General features: G+C 57.6%; 21 protein-coding genes. 12 read left to right on the forward strand and 9 right to left on the reverse strand.

The features are described 5' to 3' along the window. Positions 1 to 14: 14 nt before the first annotated feature. The 12 genes from ychF (at position 15) to AB4P96_RS28095 (ending at position 8,522) form a co-directional block, all read left to right on the forward strand. Positions 15 to 1,115: a redox-regulated ATPase YchF gene (gene ychF / locus AB4P96_RS28040; RefSeq protein ID WP_017137643.1), complete on the forward strand. Its 1,101-nt coding sequence runs from the start codon at positions 15 to 17 to the stop codon at positions 1,113 to 1,115. Positions 1,116 to 1,431: 316 nt separating this feature from the next. Continuing rightward, positions 1,432 to 2,376, forward strand: a complete 945-nt coding sequence (locus AB4P96_RS28045; RefSeq protein ID WP_177033723.1) for a sigma 54-interacting transcriptional regulator — start codon at positions 1,432 to 1,434, stop codon at positions 2,374 to 2,376. A gap of 111 nt (positions 2,377 to 2,487) precedes the next feature. Continuing rightward, positions 2,488 to 2,691: a hypothetical protein gene (locus tag AB4P96_RS28050; RefSeq protein WP_138454138.1), complete on the forward strand. Its 204-nt coding sequence runs from the start codon at positions 2,488 to 2,490 to the stop codon at positions 2,689 to 2,691. A 66-nt stretch (positions 2,692 to 2,757) separates the two neighbouring features. Beyond that, positions 2,758 to 3,123, forward strand: a complete 366-nt coding sequence (locus tag AB4P96_RS28055) for a hypothetical protein (RefSeq protein WP_138454137.1) — start codon at positions 2,758 to 2,760, stop codon at positions 3,121 to 3,123. A 7-nt stretch (positions 3,124 to 3,130) separates the two neighbouring features. Next, positions 3,131 to 3,910 (forward strand): type III secretion system inner membrane ring lipoprotein SctJ, encoded by a 780-nt coding sequence (gene sctJ / locus AB4P96_RS28060; protein ID WP_017137647.1) that lies wholly within the window; start codon positions 3,131 to 3,133, stop codon positions 3,908 to 3,910. Then, positions 3,900 to 4,487 carry a type III secretion protein gene (locus tag AB4P96_RS28065; protein WP_395600324.1) on the forward strand — a complete coding sequence of 196 codons (588 nt, stop codon included), beginning with the start codon at positions 3,900 to 3,902 and terminating at the stop codon, positions 4,485 to 4,487. The genes sctJ and AB4P96_RS28065 overlap by 11 nt, the downstream gene beginning before the upstream one ends. After that, the gene (sctL, locus tag AB4P96_RS28070; protein ID WP_017137650.1) at positions 4,465 to 5,058 is read left to right on the forward strand and encodes a type III secretion system stator protein SctL; all 594 of its coding nucleotides are present in this window, start codon (positions 4,465 to 4,467) and stop codon (positions 5,056 to 5,058) included. The genes AB4P96_RS28065 and sctL overlap by 23 nt, the downstream gene beginning before the upstream one ends. Before the next feature lie 106 nt (positions 5,059 to 5,164). Continuing rightward, complete coding sequence (locus tag AB4P96_RS28075; RefSeq protein ID WP_099549219.1) at positions 5,165 to 5,398, forward strand: hypothetical protein; 234 nt, start codon at positions 5,165 to 5,167, stop codon at positions 5,396 to 5,398. Next, positions 5,388 to 5,798: a type III secretion protein gene (locus AB4P96_RS28080; protein ID WP_169986804.1), complete on the forward strand. Its 411-nt coding sequence runs from the start codon at positions 5,388 to 5,390 to the stop codon at positions 5,796 to 5,798. Before AB4P96_RS28075 ends, AB4P96_RS28080 begins: the two co-directional genes overlap by 11 nt. 14 nt (positions 5,799 to 5,812) lie before the next feature. Continuing rightward, on the forward strand, positions 5,813 to 7,954 hold the full coding sequence (gene sctC / locus AB4P96_RS28085) for a type III secretion system outer membrane ring subunit SctC (protein WP_395600325.1): 2,142 nt from the start codon (positions 5,813 to 5,815) through the stop codon (positions 7,952 to 7,954). Then, a complete protein-coding gene (gene hrpT, locus AB4P96_RS28090; RefSeq protein ID WP_017137653.1) occupies positions 7,951 to 8,154 on the forward strand; it encodes an HrpT family type III secretion system protein in 204 nt (67 codons plus the stop codon). The genes sctC and hrpT overlap by 4 nt, the downstream gene beginning before the upstream one ends. After that, positions 8,151 to 8,522, forward strand: coding sequence for a hypothetical protein (locus AB4P96_RS28095; RefSeq protein ID WP_017137654.1), 372 nt, complete (start codon positions 8,151 to 8,153; stop codon positions 8,520 to 8,522). Before hrpT ends, AB4P96_RS28095 begins: the two co-directional genes overlap by 4 nt. On the opposite strand, the gene sctU is transcribed toward AB4P96_RS28095, so the two are convergent. From sctU to AB4P96_RS28140, 9 genes are read right to left on the reverse strand one after another with little or no spacing between them, the layout of a single operon-like run. Next, entirely contained in the window at positions 8,523 to 9,620 is a 1,098-nt protein-coding gene (gene sctU / locus AB4P96_RS28100; RefSeq protein ID WP_395600326.1) for a type III secretion system export apparatus subunit SctU, read from the reverse strand. Beyond that, entirely contained in the window at positions 9,617 to 10,405 is a 789-nt protein-coding gene (gene sctT, locus AB4P96_RS28105; RefSeq protein WP_017137656.1) for a type III secretion system export apparatus subunit SctT, read from the reverse strand. Before sctT ends, sctU begins: the two co-directional genes overlap by 4 nt. A gap of 10 nt (positions 10,406 to 10,415) precedes the next feature. Further along, positions 10,416 to 10,679, reverse strand: a complete 264-nt coding sequence (gene sctS / locus AB4P96_RS28110; protein WP_099549214.1) for a type III secretion system export apparatus subunit SctS — start codon at positions 10,677 to 10,679, stop codon at positions 10,416 to 10,418. A 7-nt stretch (positions 10,680 to 10,686) separates the two neighbouring features. Continuing rightward, positions 10,687 to 11,340, reverse strand: a complete 654-nt coding sequence (sctR, locus tag AB4P96_RS28115; protein ID WP_017137657.1) for a type III secretion system export apparatus subunit SctR — start codon at positions 11,338 to 11,340, stop codon at positions 10,687 to 10,689. Continuing rightward, positions 11,337 to 12,347 carry a FliM/FliN family flagellar motor switch protein gene (locus AB4P96_RS28120; protein WP_099549242.1) on the reverse strand — a complete coding sequence of 337 codons (1,011 nt, stop codon included), beginning with the start codon at positions 12,345 to 12,347 and terminating at the stop codon, positions 11,337 to 11,339. Before AB4P96_RS28120 ends, sctR begins: the two co-directional genes overlap by 4 nt. Continuing rightward, on the reverse strand, positions 12,347 to 12,802 hold the full coding sequence (locus AB4P96_RS28125) for a type III secretion system HrpP C-terminal domain-containing protein (RefSeq protein ID WP_395600327.1): 456 nt from the start codon (positions 12,800 to 12,802) through the stop codon (positions 12,347 to 12,349). Before AB4P96_RS28125 ends, AB4P96_RS28120 begins: the two co-directional genes overlap by 1 nt. After that, positions 12,799 to 13,227: a YscO family type III secretion system apparatus protein gene (locus AB4P96_RS28130; protein ID WP_395600328.1), complete on the reverse strand. Its 429-nt coding sequence runs from the start codon at positions 13,225 to 13,227 to the stop codon at positions 12,799 to 12,801. Before AB4P96_RS28130 ends, AB4P96_RS28125 begins: the two co-directional genes overlap by 4 nt. Then, complete coding sequence (locus AB4P96_RS28135; protein ID WP_017137661.1) at positions 13,214 to 14,569, reverse strand: FliI/YscN family ATPase; 1,356 nt, start codon at positions 14,567 to 14,569, stop codon at positions 13,214 to 13,216. Before AB4P96_RS28135 ends, AB4P96_RS28130 begins: the two co-directional genes overlap by 14 nt. After that, a complete protein-coding gene (locus AB4P96_RS28140; RefSeq protein WP_026013747.1) occupies positions 14,566 to 15,477 on the reverse strand; it encodes an FHA domain-containing protein in 912 nt (303 codons plus the stop codon). The genes AB4P96_RS28135 and AB4P96_RS28140 overlap by 4 nt, the downstream gene beginning before the upstream one ends. Positions 15,478 to 15,500: the final 23 nt, after the last annotated feature.

Raw genomic sequence — 15,500 nt, forward strand, 5'->3', positions numbered from 1 at the left:
CGAGGGGAAACACCATGGGATTCAATTGCGGCATCGTCGGCCTGCCCAACGTCGGCAAATCCACCCTGTTCAACGCCCTGACCAAGTCCGGTATTGCGGCGGAGAACTTCCCCTTCTGCACCATCGAACCCAACAGCGGTATCGTGCCGATGCCAGACCCGCGCCTGGACGCGTTGGCGGCGATCGTCAATCCCAAGCGTATCCTGCCGACCACCATGGAGTTCGTCGACATCGCGGGCCTGGTAGCCGGCGCGTCGAAAGGTGAGGGCCTGGGCAACAAGTTTTTGGCCAACATCCGTGAAACCGATGCCATCGCCCACGTGGTCCGCTGCTTTGAAGACGAGAACGTGATTCACGTCTCCAACAGCGTTGACCCGAAACGCGACATCGAGATCATCGACCTGGAACTGATCTTCGCCGACCTCGACAGCTGCGAAAAGCAACTGCAGAAAGTCGCGCGTAACGCCAAGGGCGGTGACAAGGACGCAGTGGTTCAGAAAGGCCTGCTGGAACAACTGATCGCACACTTCACCGAAGGCAAGCCGGCACGCAGCCTGATGAAGAACATGGGTGTCGACGAGAAAGCCGTGATCAAAGGCTTCCACCTGCTGACCACCAAGCCTGTGATGTACATCGCCAACGTTGCCGAAGACGGCTTCGAGAACAACCCTTTGCTGGATGTGGTCAAGGCCATCGCCGACGAAGAAGGCGCTATCGTGGTGCCGGTGTGCAACAAGATCGAAGCGGAAATCGCCGAGCTCGATGACGGCGAAGAAAAAGACATGTTCCTCGAGGCCCTGGGCCTGGAAGAGCCTGGCCTGAACCGCGTGATCCGCGCCGGCTACGAAATGCTCAACCTGCAGACCTACTTCACCGCCGGTGTTGAAGAAGTCCGCGCCTGGACCGTCAAGGTCGGTGCCACTGCACCACAGGCCGCCGGCGTGATCCACACCGACTTCGAAAAAGGCTTTATTCGCGCCGAAGTCATCGCCTACAACGACTTCATCCAGTACAAGGGTGAAGCCGGTACCAAGGAAGCCGGTAAATGGCGCCTGGAAGGCAAAGAGTACATCGTCAAGGATGGCGACGTGATGCACTTCCGTTTCAACGTCTAAGCGCCATCGCGGTTTTGCCGCCCACAAAAAAGCCGATGCACTGCATCGGCTTTTTTGTGGGCGGTTGTTTGTATTTCGACAATAGCTATCCTCTTATCTATTTGAAACCTTAAGACGTTTCCTATTTGTCGTAACAAAAACAGCCCAACAACCTCGAGTGACGTTAAGCGACAAGTTAATGACTTTTCCTACGCAAGCCTGGCTTACTCTTACCTGCATACTCGATGATAAATCTTATACTTTACGCTCTGCCCAAACACCGTCTAAATCACAGCCCTTTAATCGTAAACAATCACGCTAGTGGAGCACCCACCCGATGTCGGCCGCCGATCAAAAAGAAAGCGAAACCGATACGCCATTCATTGAAGGCTCGGATATTGAGAACACGATCAATAGCACCGCGACACTGAATGTTGACATCTTGTTGCTGGGGGAAACCGGCACTGGCAAAGATACCCTGGCACAACGAATACATCGCCTGTCCGGCCGTCGAGGTAACTTTGTTGCGGTCAATTGCGCCGCCATTCCGGAGAGCCTCGCCGAAAGCCAATTATTCGGTGTCAACAGTGGTGCTTATACCGGGGCTGTACAATCACGCGCAGGGTTTATCGAGGCGGCTCACCTGGGTACGTTGTATTTGGATGAAATCGACAGCATGCCGCTTTCGCTGCAGGCCAAGCTATTGCGTATGCTCGAATCACGAGGGGTTGAACGGCTGGGCTCAACACGTTTCATCCCCGTCGACATGCGCGTCATCGCGTCCGCTCAACAATCACTGCATGACATGGTCGAGCAAGGCAGCTTCAGGCGGGACCTGTATTTTCGCCTGAACGTTATTAACATCAAGCTGCAGCCGCTGCGTGACCGACGTGAGCGTATCGTACCGTTGTTTCTGGAGATGATTAAACAAGAGGCGGAGCACTTCAACTGCACAGCCCCTCACCCCCCAACCGAACTGCTCCAGCGGTTGTTGTGTCATACGTGGCCGGGCAATGTCCGCGAACTACGCTCCACGGCCAAGCGTTTTGTCCTTGGGCTGCCGCCTTTATCGGCATCGAATGCAGAACCGCTGGAACTGGGCCTGAAAGACCGTCTGCAGCGTATTGAGAAAACGCTCATTGAAGAGTCTTTACATCGTCACACTTACAGCGTGGATTGTGTGGCGTTGGAACTGGGGGTTGCCAAGCGCACGCTCTACTACCGAATGAAGCAACTGGGTGTTTCACTCAACGCGTGTTTGCACGCTCAGGAAGTGCAATAAACGCTGAAACAAGTAGAAATAGGCCGATGGAACTGTTTCCAGAGGCATCGCCACTCAGTGTACGAGCATCGATTATCAAATAACGATGTAGCACGATTAATCGAATGCCTCATGACGAATACCCAACTATCCGATAGACAACCCAAAGGTGAAATCATGACATCTCCAGTCGGCAGCATTACCAGCAAACAGCTTTTTGATCAAATGAAAACGCTCACTGAGGAAAAAAACAAAGAAACGCTCGAGATGGCAAAGCTGGATAAAGATGCTTCGATTGCCAGCAAGTGGAGCCAGGTAATTAACAAAGTACAATAAGCAACACAGGCTTTCTCTAGTGTATTAAATAGAGAAAGCCTGTCTATTTTCCTGAGGGAGGTTTATATGCGCACAACGCTTGAAAAAGAGCGGGAAACCTATTCAGGTGCCCCTGTGTTTCCCGTCGAAAAAAGCAGTGATAGCGCCCACGACGCGCATTTCTTCAGTGCAGCACTGGAGCAGAACAATCCCTATCCGTCGGCCCCCCCCGCCCCAGGAAACAGTCGGTCGCTGGTGAGCCAATCAGAGCGGTTGAAATCCAACAACGAAAAAATCCCCAAGCTCCTGCGTGAATATACCAAGACCCAAAACGAGCTGAAAATGGCGGACGCCACACAGACCATTATTGAATCAAAAGAAATCCTCAACATCGGCGTCAAGGTAATAAAACACTGCACTTCGTTTGTTGAGAAAACCACTAACCTGCAATAGGTGAACCATGCGCCGCTGCCGCTTTATTCTCTTATGGCTGACCCTCTTATCGGTGCTGAGCGGATGCGGTGAAAGCGTCGAACTGCACCGCAAGTTATCCGAGCAGGAAGCCAATGAGGTAATCGCTGAATTGGCAGACAAGCACATTCGGGCACAAAAACAGCTGGAGAAAGACGGCGTGGTCGTTCGCGTGCGCACAGATGATATTGCTGCCGCGGTCCACACGCTTGCCGCCGCCGGGTTACCAAAGACTGCGCGCTCTACGCTGGGCGACGTGTTTCGCAAGGAAGGTGTCATCTCGACACCGCTTGAGGAACGGGCGCGCTATATCTATGCCTTGTCTCAGGAGCTGGAAGCGACCTTGTCCAATATCGATGGGGTTCTTGTCGCCAGGGTACACGTGGTACTGCCCGAGCGGGTCGCACCGGGAGAGCCGGTACAGCCGGCCTCGGCATCGGTCTTCATCAAGCATGATCCACGGCTGGAACCCGACAGTTTGCTGCCGCGCATTCGGCGGATGGTCGCCAGTAGCATACCGGGCATGACAACAGCCGTTGCAAACCCGCAAAAACTGACCGTGATCTTCGTACCGGCTACCGCCTACAAGGAAAAGCAGCAACTCGCCTACTTCGGGCCGTTTCTGATTAAGCCCGGGGACCTCGCTTTTTGGCAGACCATGGTGACATTGTTCTTTATCGCCCTGTTAGTGGGGTGCGCTGCAGCGGGGTTCTGGGTGAAAAAGGCGCGCGGCGCCCAACAAGCCGAGCCGAACACGAATGACGCATGACAGCCTCAGTTGGGCCAAGTGGTGGGCCTGTCCATGGCTCGATTCGCCCCATGACTGGCCGCCTTTCGTCCCTTCATTGCCCTATTCGAAAACACTCTGCCAGAGCCAGCACGCGGCAATGGCAACGGCGTTGGGAATTGACCCATGCCTGCCTGTCGAACCGTCTCCAGCACTGTTGCAGTTGGTACTTGAACCTGAACAACGCAGAGACCTCATCCTCGCGCTGGTCGGCGGTGTTTACCAGATCAAGAACCGCACGCCATTGAGCCAAGACCTGCAACTCTGGTGCGTACGCCTTTCCAAGGCACTGCTGCCCAACAGCCTGCAAATCAACACTGAAGACCCCCTGCACTATCTACGCGCCTGGGTAGAACCCCCTGTGTGGCAGCGGCTGCGGTTGAGCTTTGACCGCCATCGGGTGCTCGCCCTAGAGAAGAACCCTCGACTGATCGATGCCCACGACAAGCTTGAAACTATTTGGAAGGCCGCAATATGGCGCACCGGCGCGTCAAACAACGAGCCGGTGTTTTCCTTCGCCGAGGAGGCCCAGGACGATGCTGTGCAAACGCACGATTGAGCTACGCAAGCCGCTTCCTTCACGGACCTGCTCGCTGATTCCCTTGGAAACGTTGGCGGACTGCGCCCGCGACACCGAATTGTTAAACAGTGCCCAGGTTCAGGCAGATGAAATCCTGCGCCAGACCTATGTGCAACGCGACCAATTGCTGCTGCAGGCTCAACATGAGTTCTGGCAACGCGCCAATCGCCAATTGCATCTGTGGCACACGCAGCAGCAAGCGGTCCTCGACAACATCGAACGCATCGCCACATCAGTCACCCACAGTGCCATTCGCAGCTTGCTCGAGGACACAACGCCCACTCAACGGGTGTCTGCCATGCTCAAGCAAATGCTCGCAGCCCAGGCCCCGGCGATCCGCGCAAAGTTGGTCTGCAACCCGCAGGATCAGGCGGATGTGGAACATTGGCTGGATCAACATACCGAAGCGCCCTGGCGCCTGCTGTGTGACGAGTCTGTTCAGCCACAGATGTTGATCCTGGAGGCAGAGGAAGGCAGCTTTCGTATCGACTGGGCCTCTTCGATCAATGCCCTGTTGGTGTCTCACACAGACTTTGTTTCAGAGGATTAACTTCTCAACCGGCCTGCTGCATTTTTTATCCAGATATTTAAAAAATCGTGGAACGGATCCCAAAGGCAAACCACATAAAAAATACACGTTCAACGGAGATCAGCATATGAAACTCGACGCACGCGAGGGCGGGCAAATCTTCAGGGATTTAAGCAAAAACAACCGGCAGTTCGAACAACTCGGTCAGGGCATCCCTGATGAAATAACCTCGAAAGAGTTTTCATCACTGCTGGGTGAACACTTCAGGCTGAAACAAAACTTGATGCTACAGACGACTGCCGCCGGAGCGGTTCTCGGCCACCGAGCCGAGATGGGAAAAATCATTTTCAATGGGACCTGAGTGTTTCAGCGCGCGGCTCACTCAGTGGCTGGCGGGGGCAGAGCAAGAAATCACGCTGCTGGAGGGCGACGACGCCATAACCCTGCGTCGTTACCCGCAGTGTTTTTTGCTCAGCGCTCAACTTACCCATCAGCCAAAGCACGCACAAACAACAATGGAAACCTGGCTACAACTGGGTGGAGCAAGCCTGGCGTACTTTCAGGGAGCGCTTTCAGTCGAGCCCTCCACGGGGCAGCTCTGGCTACTTCAATGCGTCACGCAGGAAGACCATCAGGCCGTTCTGTTTAACCAACTCGAATCCCTTCTCAATCAGCGCGACACCTGGCGTTCCACGGCCAAGCGGCTGGCCAGAACGCCCAAAAAATGTGGGCCAACTCCACTGCGTGCGCAGTTTTATTAACTAGAGAATCCTATATGAACACCCTCATTTACAAGCGTTTACGCTTGTCTATCAGCTCGCCCTGTGCGCGTTTCAAACACGCCGACTGGCGTATTCCAATAGTTCTGATGTGCCTGTTGATACCTCTGCAAAGCCCCCTTGCCGCCATTCCAGCGGAATGGAAAAACACGGCGTATGCCTACGAAACCCAGTACAAGCCTGTACGCGAAGTGCTCGAAGACTTCGCCCAGACCTTCGGCACCCAACTGCAAATCGAGGGCCTGCTGGAGGGCGTGGTCAATGGCAAAATACGCGCTAATACTCCCCAGTCCATGCTCGACAGGCTGGGGGTCGAACACCGCTTCCAGTGGTACCTGTATAACAACACCCTGTACATCAGCACGCTGGATCAGCAAGAGTCTGCGCGGCTGGAAGTTTCGTCGGAAACGATCGCAGACCTTAAAAAGGCCCTGACCGATATCGGCCTGCTCGACAGCCGATTTGGCTGGGGTGAATTGCCGGATGATGGCGTTGTACTCGTCTCCGGTCCTAAACGCTATATCGAGCAGATCAAACAGTTCAGCAGCCAACGCAGATCTCCAAATGAAAAACAGAGCGTGCTGACTTACCCGCTCAAGTACGCCAACGCGGCGGACCGGATCATCGATTATCGCGGAGAGAAGCTGACCATCGCGGGCGTGGCCAGCGTGCTGCGTGGGTTACTGGAGCCGCGCTCCACCTCCACAGTCGCCAATGCCACACAATCTTCCGGCGCTTCTTCACCGTCGGCCCTGATTACGCCCAACGTCCCGCGGTTGAACAACCCTCTGCTGGAGCAGATGCTCGCCAACCCCACGAATGCAGGAGGGCTGTCGACGGGCGCCTCACTCGGCCCTCGCGCCCCACGCGCAACCAGCCGAATCCGGGTCGAAGCCGACGTGCGTAATAACGCGATTCTGATCTACGACCTGCCTGAGCGCCAAACGATGTACCGCGAGTTGATCACCCAACTCGACGTTGCACGCAAGCTGGTGGAGATAGACGCCATCATCCTCGACATCGAACGCACAAAGTTGCAAGAGTTCGGGGTTGAATGGGGCTTTCAAAACAGCCGCTGGCGCGGCGGCGTCAACGTGGCACCGGGCACGACTTCTCAGTTGTCGATTGGCAACCCCGGGCGCTTCTACGCTCACATACGTGCCCTGGAGTCCCAAGGGCTGGCAACCCTGGTCTCCAACCCTTCCGTGCTCACCCTGGAGAACCAGCCGGCGGTCATCGATTTCAACCGCACGCGATACCTGAAGGCCGGCAGAGACTACGCAACCATTTTACCCGTGACCGTCGGCACCAGCTTTCAGGTGGTGCCACGGGTGATCACCAGCCGTGGTGGCCACCAGATCCATTTGGTGGTGGATATTGAAGACGGTAACTTCGACGAACTCAACCTACAGCCCGATGACCTCGATGTTCGCCGTGGCAAGGTGAGCACCCAGGCGGTAATGGCGGAAAAGCGCTCATTGGTGGTCGGTGGTTTCCATGTCACAGACAACAAGGACAAACAAAGCAAGGTGCCGCTCCTGGGCGATATTCCTTTGCTGGGCAAGGCATTGTTCTCCTCGACTGAACGACAGAACAGTCGACGCGAGCGACTGTTCATCCTCACCCCACGGGTCATCGGCGACCAATCTGACCCTTCGCGTTACTTGCCCCAGGAGGACCAGGCCCAATTGCAGGCTGCCCTCAAGCCTCTGGCGCGCCGGCAAGCCGCCCATCTGCCGCCCATAAACCGAAGCGATATCACCAGCACCCTGGCGCACCTGGTCAGCGGCGAAGTCCCAGACGGTTTCAAGGCAGGGCCAATGCCCCTGCAACTGGACACGTTGTGCGCCACGCGCGATCTGTTGGCGCTCAACAGCGAGCGCAGCCAGTGGTATACCGGCGCGCAGTTCAATGTGGCGGTGGTGGTCGTGCGCAACCAGATCAAACGCAACGTGCGCATCGATGAAAAAGAATGCAGCAACTCACAAACGCTGGCGGTCAGTGTCTGGCCACGCGCCTGGCTTAAACCGGGTGAAGAAGCTGAAGTGTTTATCGCCATGCGGCCCGTTGTGAAAGATGAACACATCGGCGTACCCCGCCCTTCCCTTCTCACCGCCCCCTTGAAGACCACGCCATGAAGCACGGACTCTTGAGTATTATCTTGATCGGCGCAGCAATGATCGCCGCCGGCTGTACGCCAACCTGCAAGGGCGACTCCTGCACGCGCCCGCAATCGAGCAGTGACAAAATGGTGGTCTGGTGGCCACCAGAGATGCGCGTAGACTCCGGCCCCTCTGGGGAGCGGGCAGACTACCAGACCATTTCCCTGGAACGATGAGCCTCACGACACAGCCTGACGATGCATTGCATCGTCAGGTTTTTTTGGCCGACGTGCGCAGAGGCGTTGCCGCCCACCTGCAACTCCTCCCAGGTATCCACCTGTGTACGCTGCAAGCCGGCACCCGCCCGGGGTTAGCCTTGCACATCGCGCGCGAAGCATTGCAAGCCGGGCAGGTGCAGCGGGCACTGGAGCGACGTTTTGAACAAGCAGTGAGGTACGACGGTTGCTTTGTCTATCTCGACGCCCAAGGGACCCTGGTCATCTGGCGCTCGCTGCCTACGCACCACAACGCGCTTGATAGTGCCGTCAGCCGCTTGCTTTCACTGGCCAACCTTGATGCATTGGATGCCCGCGCCACGCGTTGATCAGCGTTGTTCCAGCTCAGGCAACTCCAGGGTTTCGCGCTTGGCTTCATCATCCAACTCACGCAAGGTGCGGTAGATCAGCGCGACAGCCTGCAGGGTTTCACGAGGGATACTGGCGCCGAGCTTATTGGTGTAGAGCGTGCGGGCCAGCCATACACACTGAATGACCGGCACGTCAGCCGCTTTAGCCCTTTTGATCAGTTCACGCGCGTCGGCATCCGTGCCTTTGTCCACCAGCAACGGCAGCGGTGTCTTGCCGGGGCGGTAATACAACGCGACGGCAAAGTGCGTCGGGTTGACGACCAACATGTCGGACTCTTCCAGCTTGGGCAACTTGACCTTTGGCTCCTCCTGAGCCAATTGCTGCGCCAGCGACCGTCGCTGGCCCTTCACATGGGGGTCGCCTTCCATGTCCTTGTATTCCTTGACCACCTCGACCTGGGTCATGCGCATGCGCTTGGCAAAGAAGTGTTTCTGCAGCGTCAGGTCGAGAAGTGCCAACACCAGCAACAGGCCCAGGCACACATGCAACAGGTAACGAAACAGATCAATCAGCGCCAGGATATAACTGGACAGGTCGCTGTTGGCCAAGTTGATCAAGGCCCCAAGGGAAGGACCGATCACCGCATACAACACCACGCCTAACAACACCGCCTTGGCGACCCCCATCAACAGGTTCATCAGCGACTGGGCGGAGAACATCTGTTTGAGCTGATTAAGGGGGTTGAGGCGCTTGAAATCCAACTTCAGGATTTCCGGCGCGAACAGCAAGCCGAACTGCATCCAGCTACTGAGCAGCTTGACGGCGATTGCCACTGAAGCCATCAGCAACGCAAAGGAAAAAAACACCACCATGGCGTCGAGCAGCACCTCCTCCAAGGCTGACACAAAGGGTCGGCTGATGCGGGATATCGGCAGCAGCATCATTTCCTGAAACCGCTGCAGGCTGCGGTCAGCGGTCCATAGCGCGATCTCGCTGATGGCTGTCAGCACCAGAAGCTTGCCGACATCCTGGCTTTGGGCAACCTGGCCTTTCTTGCGTTGATCACGCAGTTTCTTGGCACTGGCCGGGTGTTTTTTCTCACCGGAATCACTCATGGCATCGCCACCTTGAACATCAGCCCCAGGGCGTGCTTGAGCTCGCCCAGCAGGCTTAAGCGGCCGACGATCAGGTCCTGCAACAGTTCAAAATACAACAGCAAAATACCAATACCCGCCAGGCACTTGACCGGTGGGGCCAGCGTACTCACCTGCAGCTGCGGGCTATAAAGTCCTAACAGGGCAACGCCAAACTCCAACAACAGCAGCACCGCGATAAAAGGTGCGGCGTAGAGCATCATGTGGGTGAACGTGTCGCCGAGCAGGTTGAGAAACACGCCAAACCCATTGGCGTGCGGAAGTGGAAACCAAACGGTAGGCGGCCAGACCGAGTAGCTGTCCCAGATCACCTGCGTCAGTGCTCCAAGCCCCAGGGTGGCCATCAACAAAAAAATCGCCAGCTCCTTGAACAGATGCCCGATGGGTGTGGCATCCGGCCCAAGCGAAGGGTTGAGCTGGCCACCCGCCAAGGCTCCCCGCTGGTTATCCAGCAGCGCCCCCACCGCCTCGAACATCCAGAACGGCATCGACAGTAATACGCCCAGCAAGGTCCCCAGGGCCGCCTCCTTGAGCACCAACGCGCTGAGCATCAGCGTAGAGAGTTCCTGGTCGGCGAAGGTGGCATATATACCCGGTGCAGGCAGCAGTGCCAGTACTGCCACAATGGCGTGGCGCGGCATCCCGCGGATATGTTGAAAACAAAACGCCGCGACCAGAAAGGCACAAGGGTAGATTCGCGCCATGCCAATCAACAGGCTGGGCAGGTAGTCAAGATACTGCAGCACAGGCAAGACCTCAGTTCAGCGCAGAGCGAGAGATCATGTCGAATGTCAGATTGATCAGCTGAATCAACTCCACACCGATCCAACGCCCCGTCATGACCAGCGTGACACCCACTGCCACCAGCTTTATGCCAAACGGCAAGGTCTGGTCCTGTACCTGCATCAGCGCCTGTACAAGGGAGGTCAATACGCCGACCACCACCGCCACAATCAACGGCGGTGCCGACAACACCACGACCAGCAGCATGCCCTGCTTGAACAGCACGATCGGTTCCATACGCCACTCAGAGATAAGAAAAGAAGAGGCTGTCGAGCAGCCGTGACCACCCGGAAACCATCACGAACAACAACAGTTTGAGCGGCAAGGAAATGGTCATCGGCGAGACCATTTGCATGCCCAATGCCAGTAGCAAATTGGAGACAATCAGGTCGATCACAATGAACGGAATGTAGATGAGGAAGCCGATCTCGAACCCCGCCTGCAATTGCGACAGCACAAAGGCAGGCACCAACAGAATCAAGTCTTCTCGCTGGACTTCCTGCGCCATGGCTGCCGGCCACAGGCGCCCGGTATTTTCCAGCAAGTGCGTCAACACATCCGGGTCAATATTGCGCAGCATGAATGCACGCAAGGGTTTGATTGCCTCACCGCCGGTGTGCAGGGCCATCTGCACACTGCTCAAATCCAGCGGCGAAACCTTGACGCTCTCGGCGATCTCGTAACCCACAGGCGCCATGATAAACAGCGTCGCCGCCAGCGCGATGCCATTGATAGCCATGCTGGGAGGCACTTGCTGCACGCCGATAGCGTTGCGGGTGATCATCAGTACAATGACAATCTTCAAGAACGCCGTACACACGATCAGCAGCATGGGCATCAGCGACAATGCCCCCAGGAACAGCGCAAGTACGAAGGGATCTATGCCCTGAATACTCATCGAGAAAAAACCACTCGCGTCACTTGCAGGCCCAAGCGCCCATCCACTTCCACCAACTGCCCCTGGCCGATCGGCCGATCACCGTAGTACAGGCCGGCCATTCCCGGCGCATAACCGGTAATACCCAATACTGAACCCTCAACCAGGTTGCGCAGTTCGCCCAGGGTCAGGTTCAGCACACCGCAACGCACGCTCAGCGACATGCTCAGCTCATCGAACGGTTCATGCCCGAACACTTCCATCACTGGTTCGTCTTCCGGCTCAGCGTAATAGGCTGCTGAAAAGTCCTCGTCCACACTCGTGTCCTCTATAGAAGTCAGGGTCAGGCACAGCGGCCCGGTGTCGTCGTCAATGCAGCCATGAAGGCGCTGCCTGCCAACCTGCACGTAGCCATTGCCCTGGGGTTGAAAAAAAGCCTGCTCAAGCACCAACACATCGCCAGCCCGCAGGTTGCGCACTTGTGCCAGCGGTAACTGCACGCGCCCAAGGGGCACGGCAATGGCCAGCTTGAACGACGCCGGCATCGGCGCGGCGATAGAGCGCCAAGGTGCGGCATCGCACAACGCTAGAAAGCTCTGGTGAGCCAGCCACACATAACCTACGACCCGAGAGGCCCCCAACGTCACGCTCAACCTGCAGCCGAAACCTGCGGGACGCGCAGTCACCAGCAATCGCATATAGCCAAACAGCGCTTTGACTTGGGGACTGAGGTGCTGCTCAAACAGCGGCCAGAACCAAGAATGTGGATCGTTGCCTGCCTTGGCCAATGGCACAGGGCATTCGCCCAGCAGGCTCAACAGCGGCCCCGCTTCAGCGAGCGCCAATACACCGAGGGCGGTTTCGAAGCACAACGCCTCGCCGCCAACAGGGGCACGCCCGGGTTCAATGAGCAGTTCACCCTCTTGCCCGGCGACCTTAAACGGCAAGCGCAGCCCACGCCCCAGCCTTCGGCGCGCAGCGACCGTGCTGTGCTTGACCACAGGCAATGTCAAAAAGGGCACCTTCATCATGAACGGGTACCTGGCAGGTAGAACTTGACGGGCTGCCCCAAGGCTTGCGTGCATCGTTCCTGGCATTGCTGCCGCACGCCACGCAGCCAACGGTTGGTTGCCTCTTCCTCTGCGTCCAGCTCAATGGCCCAGGTGTTCTGCTCACGGTGTACAAGTGCGTTAACCCGCCCCAGGCGCGGCATGCACAGCACAAACTGCAGCGGCCACTGCCCACCGGCCTGTATAGGCGCCACCAATTGTTCGACCAACATATCGGCCCTGGCCGCCTCGACTGAGGCCTTGATGTCCATGCGCGAATGTCCGAAACGTTTCTCTGCAGCACCGCCTGCAAGCAGATAAGCAAACAGTCGCCCTTGCTCCACGGGAACGTAGGCCGCCACGGAGGGTTCGGGCTCCTCCCGGAGTTCGCGCATGCGTCGCTGCTCAGGAGCGGCATTTGAAACCTGTTTCATATCGATTCCTGAGCGAGCAATTTGGACAGTTCCTGAAGTTTTTCCACCTGGCGCAAACACTCCGTGGCGTACTTCTGGGCACTGCCAACCTCTATTTCCTTTTCCGTGTGCTGCGCTCGCAGTGCTTGCACCTCGCCTTCGTCCCGCAGGGTGCTTGCCGACAATGAACGCTCTTGTAACCCCCAGGACTTCAGCGCTTTGAGCGTCAGCACCTGGCCCTGATGCTGGCTGAGCAACTGCGCACTTTGCCGAGCCTCCTCCTGGCGGGTTTGCTCAAGGGTTTGCTGGGCATCCTGGATATGTGCCTGCAGGGTTTGCCGTGCTCGCTTGGCCTCACGCAATGCACGCTCAGCGCGATCGGCCCGATGACGGCGCAGGCGCCGCAGGGTCTCGATTTCAGCCATCGACACGTCAGAATGGGACATAGGCCGTCAGCTCCTTGAGTTGCTCCAGTGTTTCCGCCATTGGCGAGGGTTCACGCAAGTCCTGGCGCAGAAAACTGTCCACTGCGCTGCGACTGTCTACCGCCAAGTCGGTCAATACATCGCTACCCGGCTGGTACTCGCCCAGCTTGAGCATCAGCTCGATCTGCTGGTACGCCGACAACAGCCGACGTAACGCCGTGCCAGCCTGGATATCCCCAGGCTCGGCGACGTTGCTCAAGATCCTCGAAAGGCTGGCCAATACGTCCACCGCCGGATAGTGCCCACGCTCGGCCAGCTTGCGAGACAGCACGATATGGCCGTCGAGCAGCGAGCGAACTTCATCGGCCACCGGGTCGCTCATGGAGTCCTGTTCGATCAGCACCGTGTAGATCGCCGTGATCACGCCTTCGCGCGTCAACCCGGCACGCTCGACCAACCGCGGCAGCAGGCTGTATACCGAAGGTGGCAGGCCACCACGGCCCAGAGGCTCGCCGGCGGCGAGGCCAATTTCTCGCTGGGCCCTGGCGAACCGTGTGAGGGAATCGATCAAAAGCAGCACGCGCTTGCCCTTGCTTCGGAAGCCTTCGGCCAAGGCTGTCGCCGTGAAGGCTGCGCGTGCCCGCTCCATGCTCGAACGATCAGAGGTGGCACACACCAACACCGCTTTGGCGCGCAGTTGATCATCGAGTTCATGATCAAGAAACTCGCGCAGCTCTCGGCCTCGCTCGCCGATCAGGCCGAACACAATCACGTCACACTCAACGTTGCGGGCTATCTCCGCCAGCAATGTGGTCTTGCCGCAGCCGGCCCCGGCAAACAGGCCGACACGCTGCCCCTCCCCCAGCGTCAACAGCCCATCGATCGAACGCACGCCGGTGGCCAGCGCGCGGTTGATTCGCGGCCTATCGGTGGGCAAAGGCGCTTCGCACAACACAGCGCTGGTATCCGGTGAGTCGACCAGTGCAAAAGCGCTGGCGCCTTCGCCGGTAATTGGCCGCCCAAATCCATCCAGTACCTGGCCCAGCAGCTTCTCGCTGACCTGTACCTGATGGGATATGCCCAGGCGCTCTACGCTGGCCCCCACACGCACACCTTCCAGGTTACCCAGCGCACTGAGCACGGCATCCTGCTGGTCGAAACCAATAATTTCGGCGAGCATGTAATCGCCTTGTTTTTCCACCTGGCACAAGTCGCCTATACGTGCCTGAGGCAGCCGACATTGCAGTAACATGCCGTTCACACGCTGCACGCGCCCGCGCATTGTCACCGGAGCAAAACCTGCCAACGTCTGGGTCTGGTGCCGCTGCCAAGTGTCGAGACGCGCCTGCAAATCCTTAATCACCAGCGCACCTCATAACGCTGCGCGCCTTCGAAAACCACCTTGCTGTTGTCAATCATCACCAGGCGCAAGTCGTCCACTTGGTCCCCCACAAACAGTCGGGTTCCGTCCTCCAGCACAACGTGACCGTTCGCCCCTCCGATAATCTGAACGATCTTGAACGGCAACTCATTGTTACGCGCACGCACCCGGCTGATCACCGGTACAACGCTGTCGAACTGCTCACCAAAGCGGTCGAGCATGCGCGTCACCAACGCCAGATCCTCCTCGGAAACATCGCCGTTGAGTGCAACCTGGCCATTGATGACCTGCAAACTGACCCGCTGGCTCAAATCACGCTCACTGAGCATATTCAGCAACTGTTGGCGCACCTCGAATGGCGAGGCCAGCTCGACTCTGTGGGGCACTGCCGGCATCAACGAGGCCTGGGGATCACGCTCACCCGTGGAGGCAATACCCACCACCATGAGGATGACGGCAACCACCAGCACCACACTGATCAGGCGCTTTTGCTGCGAGTGTCCCAACGACGACAACGTCAACGGCGGGGACGTTTTCCTGGCCGTCACCTTGGCCGAAACCTTGGCCGGTGTGGCCGGGGCGGGTGCTTCGGGCCAGGGCTGATCCGCCACGGCGACATACAACCGTATGGCGCCCACGCCAAACTGTTCGCCCAGCGCCAGATTCGTGATCTGTGCCACTACCTGCTCTTTCGCATCCTGCAACAGCCCTGCCTGGGCCTGCACCGACCAACTGGATCCGACCAGCCGCAACAACGCATGCTGCTCGGCGATCCCCGGATCGCTGAGCACCAAGTCAGCCTCTGCATGAGCACCGATGCTCCACTGTTCACCAAACAGCGGCAGCGCAGCCCCTTGGTGCAGGCCATCGAGAACACGCAGCTCAAACATCATTGAGCGCTCTCCTGTGCAGA

The organism is Pseudomonas sp. B19125 (genome assembly GCF_044218855.1).
GTDB classification, from domain to species: domain Bacteria; phylum Pseudomonadota; class Gammaproteobacteria; order Pseudomonadales; family Pseudomonadaceae; genus Aquipseudomonas; species Aquipseudomonas edaphica.